15 protein-coding genes are annotated in these 17,529 nt (G+C 71.5%); 9 read left to right on the top strand and 6 right to left on the bottom strand.

The genetic code is table 11. The features are described 5' to 3' along the window. Positions 1-37: 37 nt before the first annotated feature. The 5 genes from BKE38_RS18680 to BKE38_RS18660 form a co-directional block, all read right to left on the bottom strand. Positions 38-751, bottom strand: coding sequence for an ABC transporter permease (locus tag BKE38_RS18680; protein ID WP_076958782.1), 714 nt, complete (start codon positions 749-751; stop codon positions 38-40). Beyond that, positions 748-1,665: an ABC transporter ATP-binding protein gene (locus BKE38_RS18675; protein WP_076958781.1), complete on the bottom strand. Its 918-nt coding sequence runs from the start codon at positions 1,663-1,665 to the stop codon at positions 748-750. Before BKE38_RS18675 ends, BKE38_RS18680 begins: the two co-directional genes overlap by 4 nt. Further along, on the bottom strand, positions 1,662-2,774 hold the full coding sequence (locus BKE38_RS18670; protein ID WP_242662465.1) for an ABC transporter permease: 1,113 nt from the start codon (positions 2,772-2,774) through the stop codon (positions 1,662-1,664). Before BKE38_RS18670 ends, BKE38_RS18675 begins: the two co-directional genes overlap by 4 nt. 68 nt (positions 2,775-2,842) lie before the next feature. Beyond that, entirely contained in the window at positions 2,843-3,781 is a 939-nt protein-coding gene (gene osmF, locus BKE38_RS18665; protein WP_076958779.1) for a glycine betaine ABC transporter substrate-binding protein OsmF, read from the bottom strand. 84 nt (positions 3,782-3,865) lie between these two features. After that, positions 3,866-4,567 carry a hypothetical protein gene (locus tag BKE38_RS18660; RefSeq protein WP_131829644.1) on the bottom strand — a complete coding sequence of 234 codons (702 nt, stop codon included), beginning with the start codon at positions 4,565-4,567 and terminating at the stop codon, positions 3,866-3,868. Positions 4,568-4,705: 138 nt separating this feature from the next. Here BKE38_RS18660 and BKE38_RS18655 point away from each other — a divergent pair, with 138 nt between their 5' ends. The 8 genes from BKE38_RS18655 to BKE38_RS18620 all read left to right on the top strand — a co-directional run bounded on the left by BKE38_RS18655 (position 4,706) and on the right by BKE38_RS18620 (position 13,586). After that, positions 4,706-5,758 carry an LLM class flavin-dependent oxidoreductase gene (locus BKE38_RS18655; protein WP_076958777.1) on the top strand — a complete coding sequence of 351 codons (1,053 nt, stop codon included), beginning with the start codon at positions 4,706-4,708 and terminating at the stop codon, positions 5,756-5,758. 103 nt (positions 5,759-5,861) lie between these two features. After that, positions 5,862-6,611 (top strand): signal peptidase I, encoded by a 750-nt coding sequence (gene lepB / locus BKE38_RS18650; RefSeq protein ID WP_076958776.1) that lies wholly within the window; start codon positions 5,862-5,864, stop codon positions 6,609-6,611. Between the two features lie 13 nt (positions 6,612-6,624). After that, a complete protein-coding gene (gene rnc, locus BKE38_RS18645) occupies positions 6,625-7,332 on the top strand; it encodes a ribonuclease III (RefSeq protein ID WP_076958775.1) in 708 nt (235 codons plus the stop codon). Continuing rightward, positions 7,329-8,276 carry a GTPase Era gene (gene era / locus BKE38_RS18640; protein ID WP_076958774.1) on the top strand — a complete coding sequence of 316 codons (948 nt, stop codon included), beginning with the start codon at positions 7,329-7,331 and terminating at the stop codon, positions 8,274-8,276. Before rnc ends, era begins: the two co-directional genes overlap by 4 nt. 18 nt (positions 8,277-8,294) lie before the next feature. Then, positions 8,295-9,056 (top strand): DNA repair protein RecO, encoded by a 762-nt coding sequence (gene recO / locus BKE38_RS18635; RefSeq protein WP_076958773.1) that lies wholly within the window; start codon positions 8,295-8,297, stop codon positions 9,054-9,056. Continuing rightward, positions 9,043-9,591: a mismatch-specific DNA-glycosylase gene (locus BKE38_RS18630; RefSeq protein ID WP_076958772.1), complete on the top strand. Its 549-nt coding sequence runs from the start codon at positions 9,043-9,045 to the stop codon at positions 9,589-9,591. Before recO ends, BKE38_RS18630 begins: the two co-directional genes overlap by 14 nt. Next, complete coding sequence (locus BKE38_RS18625) at positions 9,588-10,160, top strand: DUF1003 domain-containing protein (RefSeq protein ID WP_076958771.1); 573 nt, start codon at positions 9,588-9,590, stop codon at positions 10,158-10,160. Before BKE38_RS18630 ends, BKE38_RS18625 begins: the two co-directional genes overlap by 4 nt. 369 nt (positions 10,161-10,529) lie before the next feature. After that, on the top strand, positions 10,530-13,586 hold the full coding sequence (locus tag BKE38_RS18620; protein ID WP_076958770.1) for an acetoacetate--CoA ligase: 3,057 nt from the start codon (positions 10,530-10,532) through the stop codon (positions 13,584-13,586). 36 nt (positions 13,587-13,622) lie between these two features. On the opposite strand, the gene BKE38_RS18615 is transcribed toward BKE38_RS18620, so the two are convergent. Continuing rightward, entirely contained in the window at positions 13,623-15,017 is a 1,395-nt protein-coding gene (locus BKE38_RS18615) for an Nramp family divalent metal transporter (RefSeq protein WP_076958769.1), read from the bottom strand. A gap of 294 nt (positions 15,018-15,311) precedes the next feature. On the opposite strand from BKE38_RS18615, the gene parC reads away from it, so the two are divergent. Then, the coding region (gene parC, locus BKE38_RS18610; RefSeq protein WP_076958768.1) for a DNA topoisomerase IV subunit A at positions 15,312-17,529 on the top strand (2,218 nt) is incomplete at its 3' end.

The raw sequence follows: 17,529 nt of genomic DNA, 5'->3' as shown, positions 1-17,529 counted from the left end.
TTCGCCTTACGAAATTTTCCTGATTCCCGCGCGGGGCTCAGCCGGCCAGGGCCCAGCGCAGCCCGCGATCGGCGATCAGCGCCAGCCAGGCGGTGAAGATCGCCCCCTGCAGCACCCAGGCGGCATTGCCATTGGCCAGCCCCGTGACGATCGGCGTCCCCAGGCATTGCGCGCCGGCGACCGCGCCGACCGCCGTGGTGGCGATGGCGAGAACGAGGGCCACCCGCAGCCCGGCGCCGATCACCGGCAGGGCCAGCGGCAATTCGACCTCGGCCAGGATGCGCAGGCGCCCCATGCCGGTGCCGCGGGCGGCGTCCAGCACGGCCGGCGGCACCGCCTCCAGCCCGGCGATGGCGGCGCGCAGCACCGGCAGCACGGCATAGAGGACGAGCGCCAGCAGCGTCGGCGCCGCGCCGAAGCCGAGCAGCGGCAGGGCCAGCGCGATGACGGCGATCGGCGGCACCGCCTGGGCCAGGGCGAAAAGCGCGTCGAACAGCGGCCGCAGCCGCTGCCCGGCGCCGCGGGTGGCCAGCACGCCGGCGCCGATGCCGATCAGCCCGGCCAGCAGCGCGGCGCCAAGGGCGAGCGCCAGATGCTCGGCCAGCAGCGCGAACCAGGAGCGGCTGTCCCAGAGCGGCCGCTGCAAGTCGGGGAAGAGCCAGCGCCAGAGCGGCGCGGTGTAGGGGGCCACGGCCAGCGCGGCGACAAAGGCGGAGAGATTGAAGAAAAGCGGCGCCAGGCCCCGCCTCATCGGGCGCGCACCAGGTCGTCCCAGCGCAGCAGCGCATCGGGGGCGACGGCGACCGCGCGCGCGCCCTGCTCCAGCATCAGCAGCAGGGCGTCCTTCTGCGTGGCACCTTCGGGCAGGGCCGGCAGGGAGGCGGCATCGCCTGGCGTGGCCAGCGCGGCGGCCGCGCGGGTGGCCAGGCGGTGCAGCGCCAGGCCGCTCTCGCCGAAGAGGCGGCGGATTTCCGGGCCAGCGCCGTCGGCCAGCAGGTCGCGCGGTACGCCCTCGGCCAGCAGGCGGCCGTGGTCGAGGACGGCCAGGCGGTCGGCCAGGACCAGCGCCTCCTCCACGTCATGGGTGACGAAGAGGATGGTCTTGCCGGTCTCGGCATGGATGCGGCGCAGCTCGGCCTGCAGGTCGCGGCGGGTGCCGGGGTCGAGGGCGGAGAAGGGCTCGTCCATCAGCAGCAACGGCGGATCGGCCGCCAGCGCCCGGGCCAGGCCGATGCGCTGCGCCTGGCCGCCCGAGAGCTCTGCCGGCAGCCGGTCGCGGAACTCTTCGGGCGGCAGGTTGACCAGCCGCAGCAGGGCATCGACCCGGGCGGCGATCCGCGAAGCCTCCCAGCCGAGCAGCCGCGGCACGGTCGCGATGTTGCGCGCGACCGTCCAATGCGGGAACAGCCCGACCGACTGGATGACATAGCCGATGCCGCGGCGGAGCTCCTCCACCGGCTGCCCGGCGATGTCGCGGCCGGCGACCAGGACGCGGCCGGCATCCGGCTCGACCAGGCGGTTGGCCATGCGCAGCAGGGTCGACTTGCCGGAGCCGCTCTCGCCCAGCAGAACGCCGATCTGCCCCGCCGGCACTTCCAGGGTGACGCGGTCCACGGCCGGACGGCCCTGGCCGAAACGGCGGGAGACGGCCTCGAAGCGGATCATGCCCGCGCCCCCAGCGCCGTCTGGGCGCCGGCCAGCAGCGCGTCGGCGGCCAGCGACAGGGCGACCACCGGCAGCACGCCGAGCAGGATCAGGTCGGCCGCCAGCTGCCCGATGCCCTGGAAGATCAGCGCGCCCAGCCCGCCGCCGCCGATCAGCGCGGCCAGCGTCGCCAGCCCCACCGCCTGCACCGCCGCCAGCCGCAGCCCGCCGAGCATCACCCCGGCGCCCATCGGCAGCCGCACCGCGCGCAGGATTTGCCGGTCGGTCATCCCCTGCCCGGCCGCGGCTTCCAGCAGGGCCGGCGGCGCCAGGCGCAGCCCGGCCAGGAAGCTGGAGGCCAGCGGCAGCAGCAGATAGGCCGCGATCCCGAGCACCGCCGGGGCCGGGCCGATGCCGCCGATGCCCCAAGTGCGCAGCACGGGGAAGAACGCCACCAGCGCGCCGAGCGGCGCCATCAGCAACCCGAAGAGCGCGATGGAGGGCACCACCTGCACGGCATTGGCCACGCCCATCAGCACCGCCTCGGCGCGGGGATGGCGCAGTGCCAGCAGCGCGGCGGGGCCAGCCACCAGCAGAGCGAGAAGGAAAGCGCCGCCGGACAGGGCCAGGTGCTGCGCCAGCGCCGCACGGATCTCGGGGCCGCGGGCCGCGGCCTCCTTCAGCAACGACAGGGATTCCAGCCCGCCGCCCAGCAGCAGCGCGCTGCCGCCGAGCAGGCTGGCGGCCCAGAACAGGCTGGGCGCGGCGCCGCGTCCGGCCGCCGCCGCGCCGCCCGCCAGGCAGACCAGCAGGACAGACATCCAGAAGCCGGCGGCGGGCATGGCGCGGGCCGAGGCGGAGGCGTCGCGCAGCAGGGCCTCCGCCGCCATGCCCGCACTGGCCAGCAGCGCCAGCATCATGGCCACCGCAAGAAGCTCGGCCAGCCTCAGGCTGCGGGCGCGGCAGGCGGCCAGGGCCAGCCCAAGCCCCGCCAGCAGGAAGACGGCGATGGAAAGAAGAACCGGCGTGGTCAGCGGCAGGCCAGCCGGGCGCGGGCTGAGCAGCCGGTTCGGCGCCAGCGACAGCAGGCCGAGCAGGAAGGGCGCCGCCGCCGCGAGCCCGGCCAGCACCGCCGCCGCCGGCGCGCCGCGGCCCGGCCGGGCCGCGGGCTCGGCGGCCGCGCTGCCCAGCGCCAGGCTCAGCGGGGCAGGCCTTTCAGATGCGCGGCCGCCACGGCGCGCGGCGCCTCGCCATCGACCACGATGCGGGCGTTGAGCTTCTGCAGCACCTCGAGCGACAGCGAGGCGAAGAGCGGATCCAGCCAGTCGCCCAGCTTCGGCAGCCGCTCGGCCACCGCCTGCCGCACCACCGGGGCGGGCTGGTAGACCACCTGGGCATTCTTCGGATCGGCCAGCACCACCAGTTCCAGCGCCTGGATGGCGCCGTCGGTGCCATAGACCATGGCGGCGTTGACGCCGTTCAGTTTTTCGGCTGCGGCGCGCATGGTCACCGCGGTGTCGCCGCCGGCCAGCACCAGCAGCCGGTCGGGCGGCAGGGTGAAGCCATAGGTCTTCTGGAAGGCCGGCAGCGCCGCCGGGCTTTCGACGAATTCGGCCGAGGCCGCCAGCTTGAAGGCGCCGCCCTTGGCGATATGGCCGGCGAGGCCATCCAGCGAGGTCAGCCCCGCCGACTTTGCGACATCCTGGCGCAGCGCGATGGCCCAGGTGTTGTTGGCCGCCGCCGGGCGCAGCCAGACCAGCTTGTTGCGCTCCAGATCGAGGCTGCGGACCTTCTCGGCCGCCGCGGCGGGGTCATGCCAGGCCGGGTCGCTTTCCAGCTGGAAGAAGAAGGCGCCGTTGCCGGTGTATTCGGGATAGAGGTCGAGCTCGCCGGCCAGCAGCGCCTGGCGGACGATCCGCGTCGGTCCGAGCTGCAGGCGGCGGTTCACCGTGACGCCCTCCGCCTCCAGCCGCTGGGCGATCATCTCGCCCAGCAGCGCGCCCTCGGTGTCGAGCTTGGAGCCGACGGTGACGGCCTGGCCCTGGGCCCTGGCCCCGCCGGCCAGCGCCAGAGCGGGCATGGCCAGAAGGCCGGCACGGCGGGTGAGCCTCACCCCTTGCGATGGACGCTGGCGCATCGAAACCCCTCCCCTGCGGCGGCAGGCCTCAGTCTGGGCGGGGTCCGCCGCGAAATCCAGCCGCCTGCCGCGGGGTAACGCCGCTCAGCGCTTCCGGTAGCAGGCGATTTCCGGGGCCAGCACCTGGCGCCACTCGCGGAAGGTCTCGTTCTTGACCGCGTGGTGCTCATGCGGATGGGAGGGGAAGAAACGGCCGATCAAACTCCCGGCATCGTCCAGCATCGCATGGTCGATGCGGAAGAAGCGCAGCTTGGGGTGGCGCGGCAGCCCGGCCGCGAGCCGGTCGTTGAAATCGACGACCCGGGCGATGCGCGCCGCATGGCCGAGATCCACCCGGTCGCCGGCGGCCCGCAGGGAGTCGCGGCAGGCGCGGGTATGGCCCACCACCACGTCGATGAAATGCGCGTCGAGCAGCGGCGAGGGCTGCAGGCCGAGCACGCCGATGGTCTCGATCAGCCCCGCCCCGTCATCTTCCTCGAGCAGGGCGGTCAGGAACTGGCCGTAGATCCCGACCCGCTCGGCGGCGAAGGCGGCGGCGTCGTCGGTGCCGCCGCCGGCCAGGCCATGATAGTAGCCGAAGTCGGTATCGGCATTGCCCAGCATCAGGAACAGCTTCTTGCGCTGCGGCGCGCGGGCCAGGTGGCGGATGACCTCGCCATGGCCGACGGTGGAGCCGAGCCGCGGCAATCCCTTGATCGAGGCGCCCGAGAAGACGTTGTAGGAGAAGCGGCCCGGGAAATCCCGCTGGAATTGCCGGACGGTGGAGGAGCCGCAGAACATGAACACGGAGCAAGCCTCGGCACGAATCGAGTGACCTTTCGGTCATGATTTCGCCAGACGATCGGCAGCGTCAATCCGGCCCTGCAACGGAGTCCCCGCCTGGCCCCCTGGGCAGGCGGCGCCGCTCCTGTAAGCTCGGTCGCCATGGCCCTCGCTCTGTCGATCCTCGACCAGTCCACCATCGCCAGCGGCCGCGGCGCCGATGCGGCGATCCGAGAAAGCCTGGCCCTCGCCCAGCTGGCCGACGCGCTGGGCTATGCCCGCTACTGGCTGGCCGAGCACCACAACAGCGACAGCCATGCCGGCGCCGCCCCCGAGATCCTGATCGCCGCCATCGCCGCCACCACCCGCCGCATCCGCATCGGTTCGGCCGGCGTCATGCTGCCGCATTACGCGGCGCTGAAGGTGGCCGAGCAGTTCCGCGTGCTGGAGGCGATCGCGCCCGGGCGGATCGATCTCGGCCTGGGCCGGGCGCCGGGCAGCGACGGGCGCACCGCCTTCGCCCTCAACCCGGCCGCCGCCCAGGCGATGAACCAGGGCACCGACCGCTTCCCCGCCCAGGTGCAGGAGGTGCTGGGCTGGCTCGGCGACGGGCTGCCGGTGAACCACCCCTTCGCCAGCATCCGCGCCCAGCCCGAGGTGCCGACCCGGCCGGAGGTCTGGATGCTGGGCAGCTCGGAATACGGCGCGCAGCTCGCGGGCTATCTGGGCCTGCCCTACTGCTTCGCCCATTTCATCACCGATGGCGGCGGGGCGGAGGTCGCCATGGCCCAGTACCGCCAGAGCTTCCGGGCCCTGCCCGGCCGGCTGGAAGCGCCGCATGCGGCGCTCGCCGTCTTCGCCCTCTGCGCCGCGACGGAGGCGGAAGCCGCGCGGCTGTTCTCCTCCCGCGCGCTGTGGCGGCTGTCGCGCGACCGCGGCATCTACCCGCCGCTGCCCACCCCGGAAGAGGCCGCCGCCCACCCCTATACCGAGGCCGAGCGGCAGAAGATCGAGCGCCTGCAGGCGCGCGCCATCATCGGCACGCCCGAGGTGGTGCGCCGGCGGCTGGAGGCATTGGCGGAAGAGCTCGGCGCCCAGGAGGTCGCGGTGCTGACCCCGGTGCACGACCCGGCGGCGCGGCGCGACTCCGTCCGCCTGCTGGCCGGGGCCTTCGGCCTGGAGGGAGCCGCGGATGGGGCCGCAATCCCGGCATGACGGGCCTTTCCTTGACATCCGGGGCTGAGCCGCGCTCTACCCCCCCTCTGGGTCGCGGCGGCTGGCGCGGCGTACCGAAGCGGGGCCTCGCGCAAACCCTCCGATGACCAAGAAAACGGGCGGCTGGCTCGAAAGCATCAAGACCGTGGTTTATGCCGGGCTCATCGCCATCGGCATCCGCACCGTGGCCTTCGAGCCCTTCAACATCCCCTCGGGCAGCATGATCCCCACCCTGCTGGTGGGCGACTACCTGTTCGTCTCGAAATACGCCTATGGCTATTCGCGGCACTCGATGCCCTTCAGCCCGAACCTGTTCGAGGGCCGAGTGCTGGGCGCGCTGCCGGCGCGCGGCGACGTCGCCGTCTTCAAGTATCCGCGCGACAACAGCACCGACTACATCAAGCGCATCGTCGGCCTGCCCGGCGACCGCATCCAGATGCGCGGCGGCCGGCTGTTCCTGAACGGGACCGAGGTGCCGCGCGAGAGCCTCGGCCTCTACACGGTCGAGGGCGACGGCCCGCGCATGACCGTCCGCCGCTACCGCGAGGCGCTGCCGCCCGCCGGCACCGGCGCGATCGTCCGGCACGAGATCCTCGAGGCCTCGGATGACGGGCCCTACGACAACACCGCCGAATTCGTCGTCCCCCCCGACCATGTCTTCGCCATGGGCGACAACCGCGACAACAGCCTCGACAGCCGCGAGATGAACGCGGTGGGCTTTGTCCCGGTCGAGAACCTGGTCGGCCGCGCCGAGATGATTTTCTTCAGTGTCGACGGCACCGCCGCCTGGTGGGAGGTGTGGGCCTGGCCCTTCGCCATCCGCTGGAACCGCCTCTTCTCGGCGGTGCGGTGAGGACCCGGTTCGCATGAGCAACGCTGGTCCCGCGCTGCCGGCCGGGGCCGGCTTCATGTCCCGGCTGGGTCACCGCTTCAACGACCCTGGCCTGCTGTCGCAGGCGCTGACGCATCGCTCGGCCGCCGATCCGCGCCGCCAGATGCTCGATTCCAACGAACGGCTGGAATTCCTGGGCGACCGCGTGCTGGCGCTGGTGATGGCCGAATGGCTGTCCGAGCGCTTCCCGACCGAGCGCGAAGGGGCGCTCGGCAAGCGGCTTTCCGTGCTGGTCGCGGCGGAGACGCTGGCCAAGGTGGGCGAGGCGATCGGGTTGCCGGCGGCGCTGCGCATCCCCCCGGCCGAGGGCCGCACCGGCCTGCGCGGCCGCGCCACCGTCATCGCCGACGCCACCGAGGCGCTGATCGGCGCCCTCTATCTCGATGGCGGGCTGGAAGCGGCGCGCCGCTTCATCCGCGCCGAATGGCCCGGCTTCCTGGAAGCCGACCACACGCCCCCCATGTCGGCCAAGAGCCGGCTGCAGGAACACACGCTCGGCCGCGCCGAGGGACTTCCCGCCTATCGCCTGGTCTCCGCCTCCGGCCCCTCGCACCAGCCGCTCTTCGTGGTGGCGGTGCGGGCCGGCGGGCGCGAAACGGAAGGCCAGGGCGATTCCAAGCGTGCCGCCGAGCAGGCGGCCGCCGAGGCCTGGCTCGCGGGACTGGACAGCACAGCATCATGACCGACGAAACACCTCCTCCCTCCTCTCCCGCCGCCGAGGCGCCGATCCCGGGCCAGACCCGCTGCGGCCTGGTCGCCGTGGTCGGCGCGCCGAATGCCGGCAAGTCGACCCTGGTCAACCGCCTGGCCGGCACCAAGGTCAGCATCGTCTCGCCCAAGCCGCAGACCACGCGCTTCCGCATCCGCGCCGTGGTGATGCAGGGCCAGACGCAGATCGTGCTGACCGACACGCCCGGCATCTTCGCCCCGCGCCGGCGGCTCGACCGCGCCATGGTCGCCGCCGCCTGGGAAGGCGCCCAGGATGCCGATGTCGCGCTGCTGATCGTCGATGCCCGCGCCGGCATGACCGAGGCGGTGCAGTCGATCATTTCTGTACTTAAGCGCTCGCGCGTGCCGATCTGGCTGGTGCTGAACAAGTCGGACCTGATCGACACCAAGCGGCTGCTGCCGCTGACCGCCTCGCTGAACGAGCAGCTCTCCTTCGAGGAGACCTTCATGATCTCGGCCGAGACCGGCGACGGGCTCGACCGGCTGCTGCAGGCTCTGGCCGGCCGGCTGCCCTACGGCCCCTGGCTGTTCCCGGACGACGAGCTGTCCGACCTGCCGGAGCGCATGCTGGCGGCCGAGATCGTGCGCGAGCAGATCCTGCGCCAGACGCATGAAGAGGTGCCGCATCACGCGACGGTCGAGACCGAGCAGTGGCAGGAGCGGCGCGACGGCTCGGTGCGGATCGACTGCACCATCTATGTCGGCCGCGCCACCCAGAAGGCGATCCTGATCGGCGATGGCGGTGCCCGGGTGCGCGAGATCGGCAAGCGCGCCCGCTCGGAGCTCGAGAAGCTGCTGGAGCGCCGCGTCCACCTGTTCCTGAACGTCAAGGAACGCCAGGGCTGGGACGAGGAACGCGCGCGCCTCCGCGCCATCGGCCTGGACGATGCCGGCTAACAGCGTCCTGCTTCGCTGATGGAGTGGCAGGCCCCCGCCATCGTGCTGGAGGCCCGGCCGCATGGCGAGGGCGGCGCCATCGTCCAGGTGCTGACCGAGGAGCATGGCCGCCATGCGGGCCTCGCGCATGGCGGCGGCTCCCGCGCCCAGGCCGGGCTGTGGCAGCCGGGCAACCTGGTGGAGGTGCGCTGGACCGGGCGCGCCGCCGAGCATCTGGGCGCGATGCGCGGCGAGATGGTGCATCCGACCGCGGCGCTGGCGCTCGACGAGAAGCTGACCCTGGCCCTGCTCAACGCCGCCTGCGCCCTGTCGGCCGATGCCCTGCCGGAGCGCGAGGCGCAGCCCCGGGTCTTCGCCGGGCTGCTGACGCTGATGGCCAATCTCGGCCGCGGCGCGCCGGCGCTGCTGCCGGACTACGTGCGCTACGAGGCGCTGCTGCTGGAAAGCCTGGGCTTCTCCCTCGATCTTTCCGCCTGCGCCGTCACGGGCCGCCGCGATGACCTGACCCATGTCTCGCCGCGCAGCGGCCGCGCCGTCTGCCGGGAGGCGGCGGAACCCTATCGCGACCGGCTGCTGCCGCTGCCGCTGTTCCTGCAGGGCGGCCAGGACGAGCGCGACCCGGCCGAATGGCTGAAAGGTCTTTCCGTCACCGGCCATTTCCTGGCGCGCGACGTCTTCGGCGGGCGGCATCGGCCGGTGCCGGCGGCGCGGCAGCGGCTGGTCGACCGGGTTTCCGCGCTGCTGCCCCCTTCTGAGCGAACCGCCCATGCTGCCAGCTGATCCAGCCCACATCCTGCCGGACGTCCTCGAGAAGGGGCTTCGGCTCGTCTTCTGCGGCTCGGCACCCAGCAAGCGTGCCGCCGCCGTCGGCGCCTACTACGCGCATCCGGGCAACAAGTTCTGGCGCATCCTGGCCACGGCCGGTCTGACGGAACGACAGCTGCAGCCGGCGGAGTTCCGAACACTGCTGCAATACCGCATCGGGCTCACCGATATGGCGAAGCACAGCTTTGGCAACGACTCCGAGCTGCCGCCAGGCGCCTATGATCCGGAAGGCTTCGAGCGCCGGATCAAGGAAGTGCAGCCCGTGGCTGTCGCCTTCACGGCCAAGGCGCCCGCCGCTGCCTTTCTTCGCCAGCGCACCAGCAGCCTGACCTACGGCCGCCAGTCGAGACGTCCAGGCTTTCCCGAACTCTGGGTCCTGCCTTCGACCTCGGGCTTGGCGACGAGTTTCTGGGACGCCCGCCCTTGGCTTGAGCTCGGCACCTGGTTCCGCGGCGGGTCTGTTTCGGATACCCCCGAGGTGGCTCCATGAGCGACAATCCGCCCGACCCCGACAGCGCCGAATACCGCGCCCTGGCCGAGCGCTGGTTCGGCCGCGGCGCCACCATCGGCAAGGCGCAGCACCGCGCCCTCTGCCGCGCCCTGACCCGCCGGCCGCTGAGCCACGACACCAACGAGGCCTTCGCCGAGCGCCTGTCCTTCGGCGACCGCATCGCCGACCGCGTGGCCAGCTTCGGCGGCAGCTGGACCTTCATCCTGATCTGCATCGGCGTGCTGGTGGTCTGGGTGGGGGTGAACGTCCTGCTGCTGACGCGGCCCTTCGACCCCTACCCCTTCGTCTTCCTCAACTTGGTGCTGTCCATGGTCGCCGCCCTGCAGGCGCCGATCATCATGATGAGCCAGAACCGGCAGAGCGCGAAGGACCGGCTGGTCGCGGCGCATGACTACGAGGTCAACCTGAAGGCCGAGATCGAGATCATGGCGCTGCACGAGAAGCTCGACCGCATGCGGATCGAGGGGCTGCATGCCCAGCTGGAGGCGCAGCAGGCGATCCTGGCCGAGCTGAAGCAGGAGCTGGCGCGGCTGCACGCCCCACGCTGAGCCTCGCGCCGGATCCGGCGCCAGCCTGGCAATTCTCGCGTTGCCGACGGCTGGCAGCGCGGTCGGGCGACACCGCCGGAGTCCCGTTCCGTGATGCGGATTATCGCAGGAACACCGGAATAGGCGGACCGGTCGACGCGCCTTCCGCAATCATGAAGTTTTCTTCATGAACAAGGAATCTGCAGTTTTTTGCGCGGAAAGAAATAAATCCGTTCGATCAAAAAAGAAAAAAGAAAAATCACGGCTTGGTTAGAAAAATCGCCGCGAGAAAACGACTGAAAATCGCCGAAACGTCCCGGTTTTTAATTGGTTTCGGTTTCATCCCGGCAATATTCTCTCCTTGTCCGCCGACAAGGGATCCGAACCGCAATGGCCTATGGACGCCACGAAGCCGCCGCCCAGCCCTTCTTCGCTCCGACCGAGCCCATGGCGGGCCGCATCCTCTTCCCCCAGCCCCGCGCCGAGAGCCCGTCGCAGCTGCGCCAGTTCTGCCAGTTCCTGGCGGAACGCCAGGGCCGTTCCTTCGCTGACCAGGCGGCGCTGCAGGATTGGGCGATCGGTGACTTCCGCGGCTTCTGGACAGCCTTCCTCGCCTGGTCCGGGCTGCGCTGCAGCGGCGCGGCGCAGCCTGCCTGCGAGGGCGACGCCATCGAGATCGCCCGCTTCTTCCCCAACCTCCGGCTGAACTTCGCCGACAACCTGCTGTCGCCGGCCTTCGACGATGCCAGCCTGGCGCTGGTCGCGGTCCAGCATGGCCGCGCCACGCAGCGGCTGACGCGGGCCGAGCTGCGCGACCGGGTGGAGCGGGTGGCGGGCGCGCTGAAGCGCCTGGGCATCGGCCCCGGCGACCGCCTGGGCATGGTCAGCCGCAACGGCGCCGAGGCGGTGGTGGTCTTCCTGGCCGCCGCCGCCATCGGCGCCAGCCTGTCCACCGCCGCGCCCGAGATGGGGGCGGAGGCGGTGATCGACCGCTTCAGCCAGATCGAGCCCAGCCTGCTTTTCGCCCATCTGGCGCCGCGCCCCTTCGACACCGGCATGCCGGTCCCGGAGCGCATCGCCCGCCTTGCCGCCGGCCTGCCCTCGCTGCGCGGCGTGGTCGCGCTGGACGAGGGCGACATCACCGGCTTCGCCGTCCCCGCCACCACGCTGGAAGAGATGCTGGAGGGTGCGCCGCTGCTGCAGGCGGACTGGCCGCAGCTGCCCTTCGACCAGCCGCTGGTGATCATGTTCACCTCCGGCACCACCGGCCGGCCGAAATGCATCCTGCACGGCGCCGGCGGCGCGCTGCTGGAGCATGCCAAGGAGCACCGGCTGCATGCCGACCTGCGGCCCGGCGACCGGCTGTTCTTCCAGACCTCCTGCTCCTGGATGATGTGGAACTGGCAGGTCTCGGCGATCGGCGCCGGCGCCGCCATCCTGGCCTATGACGGGCCGGTCGCCGCCCCCACCCTGTGGGACATCGTGGCGCAGGAAGACATCACGGTCTTCGGCACCAGCCCGCCCTATCTGCGGCTCTCGGCCAGCGCCGGGCTGGTGCCGGCGGCGAGCCATGCGCTGCGGCCGCTGCGGCTGGTGCTGTCCACCGGCTCGATCCTGCAGGACGACCAGTTCGCCTGGGTCTGGGACAACGTGAAGCCCGTGCCGCTGCATTCCATCTCCGGCGGCACCGACATCCTGGGCTGCTTCGTGCTCGGCGGACCTGATCTGCCGGTGCGCGCCGGCGAAAGCCCCTGCGCCAGCCTCGCCATGGACATCCGCGCCCATGGCGCGACACCGGACGCCCCGGTCGGCGAGCTGGTCTGCGCCACCCCCTTCCCTTCCCGCCCGCTCGGCTTCCTGAACGATCCGGGGGGCGCGCGCTTCCACAAGGCCTATTTCGCGCAGAATGCGGGGCTCTGGACCCAGGGCGACCGGGTGGCGATCGGCCCGACCGGCGGCGCCCGGCTGCATGGCCGCTCCGACGGGGTGCTGAACATCCGCGGCATCCGCGTGGGCCCGGCCGAGATCTACCGCCTGCTGGCCGGCTGGCCGGAGCTCGCCGGGGTCATGGCGGTGGAGCAGCGCGCGCCGGCCGAATTCGCGGATGGCCGCCTGGTGCTGCTGGTCGTGCTGCGGCCCGGCGCCGCGCTGACCTCGGCGCTCACGGGGCGCATCCGCCGCGTGCTGGCACGCGAGGCCTCGGCCGCGCATGTGCCGGAGCTGATCCTGCCGGTCGACGCCCTGCCGCTGACCAGCAGCGGCAAGCAGTCCGAGGCGGCGATGACCGACCTGGTCAACGGCCTGCCCCCGCGCAACCTGGGCGCCCTGGCCAATCCGGAATGCCTCGACGCGCTGCGCGCCCATCCGGCGCTGCTGTCCCGCCTCTTCGCCGACAGCGCCGCGCCGATGGGCAAGGACCCGGAGGAGGTGCTGCGCGCCGTCTGGACCGAGATCTTCGGCATGGCCGAGATCGACCCGGAGGACGACTTCTTCGAGCTTGGCGGCAGCTCGCTGATGGCGGCGCGGCTGTTCTCCGAGCTGCAGCGGCTGACCGGCATCGACCTGCCCGCCACCATCCTGCTGCAGGGCGCCCGCTTCCGCGACCTGGCCGAGGCGCTGGGCGCGCCGCTGCCTGAGGGGCCGCGCCAGGTGGTGCATCTGCAGCCCGGCGAGGGCCGGCCGCTGTTCATGATCCACAGCCTGTCGGGCGCGGTGCTCGACCTGGCGCCGCTGCAGAAGGCGCTGGCCAGCCGGCGTCCGCTGGTCGGCATCCAGGCGCGCGGGCTGGAGGCGGGGCAGCCGCCGCACAGCTGCATCATGGCCATGGCGCGCGACTACATCCCGCTGATCCGCCAGGTGCAGCCGGAGGGCCCCTATACGCTGGGCGGCCATTCCTTCGGCGGCATGGTGGCCTTCGAGATCGCCCGGCAGCTGCGCGCCGCCGGCCAGCAGGTCGACCAGGTGCTGATGATCGACACGCTGGTGCATGCCCGCTTCCTGCCCGGGCGGCAGTGGCTGCGCTACCGGGCGATGCGGCCGCTGCGCCACCTGCAGGGGCTGCTGACCCGGAGGCCAGAGGAGCGGCTGGGCTATCTGGCCGACAAGGGCCGGGTGATGCTGGACCGGCTCCGCATCAAGCTGGGCCGCGCGCCCCTGCGCCCCGACCTGGCCGGGGCGCAGATCGGCGACGCCCATATCCCGCCGGCGCTGCGCGCGGTGCGCGGCGCCGCGCTGACCGCCTTCACCCATTACAAGCCGGGCGCCTATGACGGGAAGCTGGTCTTCATCCGCGCCGGCGACGCCGGAGAATTCGACCCCGAGCCGGTCTGGCGCCGGGTCAGCGGCGGGCGGCTGGTGGTGCTGGAGGCGCCCGGCGACCATCTCAGCATGATCACCGAGCCGCATGTCCAGGCCGTGGCGAGGCATTTCGACGCCTGCCTGGCCTGACCGGATGGAGGGGGGCCTTGCCGGCCCCCCTCGGCCTCACACGACGCCGAAGACGCTCAGCCCCGTATAGGCCCCGAGCAGGACGATCGCGACGCTGCTGACCCCCAGCAGGGCGTTGAAGACCGTGCCGCCGCGGATCGCCGGGTCGGTCTCGGTCTGCCGCAGGTGCCAGACGGCGACGACGGCGGCCAGCAGGAAGACGCCGGTCGCCGCGCCCCCGATCTGGATCATCAGCACCGGTGAGCGCACGAACAGATACGCCACCCCCCAGACCAGCGGCAGGCCGATGGTGAAGCCGCGGATCCAGCGCAGCCGCTGCGCCGGGTCGTGCCAGTCCAGCATCCCCATCACCGCGAAGAGGTTGACGTACATCCGCGACCAGCTCGGCACCGCCGCCCAGAGGGTGGAGCCCAGCACCGCGATGGCGCCGATGAGGAAAAGAATGCCGGCCCATTCGCCCAGCGTGTCGGTGTACATGCGCGACAGCGAGGTGATCATCTCGTTGCCCTGCGGCACCAGCCCCTGCGGGTTCAGCACGGCAGCGCCCATGATGAAGAAGGCCAGCGTCCCGAAGGTGTAGATGCACCAGGAGACGAAGGCGTCCTTGTACATCACCCGGATCCAGCCGCGGGCGCGGCGCTTCCAGGCCTCCGACCCGTCATTCGGGCCGACATGCCGGGCATAGCCCTTCTCGACGCACCAATAGGTGTAGAAGGTCAGCTCGTCGGCGCCGACGCCGGTGATGCCGAACATGGCGATGGCCGCCCCGATCGCGCCGACTGGGATGGTCAGGGCCAGCCCCGTCGCCAGGTCGTCCATGCCATAGGCATAGGGGGTGAAGGGCAGGCCCAGCGCGATGGCGATGGTGACCAGCGAGAAGATGACGACCAGCGCCGTCGCCCCCTTCTCGATCAGGCTGTAGCTGTTCGACCAGAGCAGCGCGATGCTGCCCAGCGCCACGATCACCGTCCAGATGGTGATCGAGGTCGCCTCCATCGGCGGCCCGCCCAGCGGCAGCAGGATCGAGAAGGCGATGGCGGTGCCGCCGATCACGCCGCCCATCTGCAGCACCTTGCTCAGCGCCATCAGCGCCCAGAGCAGGTTGATCCAGCCGATCCCCGCCACATGCGGACCCAGCTTGTTGTAGCCGGTCAGCGCCGGCTGGCCGGTGGAGATGGTCCAGCGCGCCAGCTCCACCTGCACCGCGACCTTCACGAAGGTCGAGAAGATCACCATCCAGAGCAGCGCGAAGCCGGCCTTGGCGCCCAGCGTCGTCGTCGCGATCAGCTCGCCCGAGCCCACGATCGAGGCGCTGAGGATCAGCCCGGGCCCGAGATGCTTCAGCGACTGGCCCCAGCCGGTCGGCGCCTCCTGCACCGCGGCAGGGTCGAGGTGATAGGGGTCGTCCTGATGCGCGGCGCTGGCGCTCATGCGCGGCTCCTTCCTGGATGCGTGTTTCCGGTGGCAGCACCTTCCCGAAACGGTGGCGCGGCCTGATTGTCAGCCAAGCTTGGTATCGGCCGCCGGGCACGTCGATCCGTCCCGGCCCGGCCTGACGCCATCGTGTGGCCTGAGCGCGGCCGCTGGCGCCGGTCGCGGTTCATGCTATGTTCAGGGTCGTGGGGCGCGGCAACGCTGGTATTGGGGGCGCGGCTGCGCTAGCCCCGCAGGGCGCCGGCGATGCCTGGCGCCGACACCCTTCTGGTCGACTGCAGCGGAGTGCCCATGCCCGACGACATCAACACGCTTCCCGAGGGCGGCGCCGTCAAGCCGACCAACCTGTCGGCGGCGCTGTCGGAGCGCTACCTGGCCTATGCCATGTCGACCATCACGGCGCGCTCGCTGCCGGATGTGCGCGACGGGCTGAAGCCGGTGCATCGCCGCCTGCTCTGGGCCATGCACCAGCTGCGGCTCGACCCCTCCGCCGGCTTCAAGAAATGCGCCCGCATCGTCGGCGACGTGATGGGCAAGTATCACCCGCATGGCGATTCCTCGATCTACGAGGCCATGGTGCGGATGGCCCAGGAATTCGCCGCCCGCTACACGCTGGTCGAAGGCCAGGGCAATTTCGGCAATATCGACGGCGATAACGCGGCCGCCATGCGCTACACCGAGGCGCGGCTGACTGAGATCGCCAAGGCGATGCTGGAAGGCATCGACGAGGATGCCGTCGATTTCCGCGCCACCTATGACGGCGAGGAGCAGGAGCCGATCGTCCTGCCCGCCGCCTTCCCGAACCTTCTGGCCAATGGCGCGGCCGGCATCGCGGTGGGCATGGCGACCTCGATCCCGCCGCACAATGCGGGCGAGCTCTGCGCCGCCGCCCTCGAGCTGATCCGCAACCCGGCGGCCGAGGTCACCGACCTGCTGCGCCACGTCCCCGGCCCCGACTTCCCGACCGGGGGCCTGCTGGTCGAAAGCCCGGAGGCGGTGCGCGAGGCCTATGTCACCGGCCGCGGCGGCTTCCGCATCCGCGCCCGCTGGGAGCGCGAGGCGCTGAAGAACGGCGCCTGGCAGGTCGTCGTCACCGAGATCCCCTACCAGGTCGCCAAGTCGCGCCTGATCGAGCAGATCGCCCAGCTGATGGAGGAGAAGAAGCTTCCCCTCCTGGCCGATGTCCGCGACGAGAGCACCGACGTGGTCCGCATCGTGCTGGAGCCGAAGAGCCGCACCGTCGAGCCCGCCGTGCTGATGGAGACGCTGTTCCGCGCGACGCCGCTGGAATCGCGCTTCTCGCTCAACATGAACGTGCTGGATGCCAGCCGGACGCCGCGCGTCATGGGGCTGAAGGAGGTGCTGCGCAGCTGGCTGGACCACCGGCACGAGGTGATGGTCCGCCGCAGCAACCACCGCCTGGCCGCCATCGCCCGCCGCCTCGAGATCCTCGAGGGCTATCTGATCGTCTACCTCAACCTCGACGAGGTGATCCGCATCATCCGCGAGGAGGACCATCCGAAGCCGGCCCTGATCGCCGCCTTCTCGCTGACCGACACCCAGGCGGAAGCCATCCTCAACATGCGGCTGCGGGCGCTCCGCAAGCTCGAGGAGATGGAGATCCGCAAGGAGCACAAGAAGCTCACCGCCGAGCAGAAGTCGCTGCAGGCGCTGCTGGGCAGCGAGACCCGTCGCTGGAACCGCATCGCCGAGGAGGTCGAGGCCACCCGCGCCCGCTTCGGCGAGGAGACCGAGATCGGCCGCCGCCGCACCACCATCGACGCGGCCCCGGCCGCCGTGGTGATCGACGAGCGTGCCTTCCTCGAGCGCGAGCCGATCACCGTCATCCTGTCGGAGAAGGGCTGGATCCGCGCGGTGAAGGGCCACCAGCCGCCGGAGACCGAGCACAAGTTCAAGGAAGGCGACAAGCTGCGCATCGCGCTGCATGCCGAGACGACGGACCGCCTCTGCCTCTTCGCCACCAACGGCAAGTGCTTCACCCTGAAGGCCGACACCATCCCGCGCGGCCGCGGCGACGGCCAGCCGCTGCGCCTGATGGTCGACCTGACCAACGAGGACGAGGTCGTCACCCTCTTCGTCTGGAAAGACTCGAAGAAATTCCTCGTCGCCGCCACCGACGGCCGCGGCTTCATCGTCAAGTCCGACGACCTGGTCGCCGAGAAGCGCACCGGCAAGCAGGTCCTGCTGGTCGACAGCCCCACCGAGGCCGCCCGCCTGATCCCGGTCGACGGCGACAGCGTCGCCATCATCGGCGAGAACCGCAAGCTGCTGGTCTTCCCGCTGGAACAGGTGCCCGAGATGGTGCGCGGCCGTGGCGTCGCGCTGCAGGGCTACAAGGACGGCGGCATGGCCGACGTGAAGACCTTCACCGCGACCGAAGGCCTCAGCTGGAAGATCGGCGACCGCGTGCGGCTGGAAACCGACCTGACCACCTGGCGCGGCAACCGCGCCGGCGCGGGGAAGCAGCCGCCGAACGGGTTCCCGCGCT

The organism is Teichococcus deserti (assembly GCF_001982615.1).
Lineage (GTDB): Bacteria > Pseudomonadota > Alphaproteobacteria > Acetobacterales > Acetobacteraceae > Pseudoroseomonas > Pseudoroseomonas deserti.
This window is presented reverse-complemented; position numbering and strand designations above follow the sequence as displayed.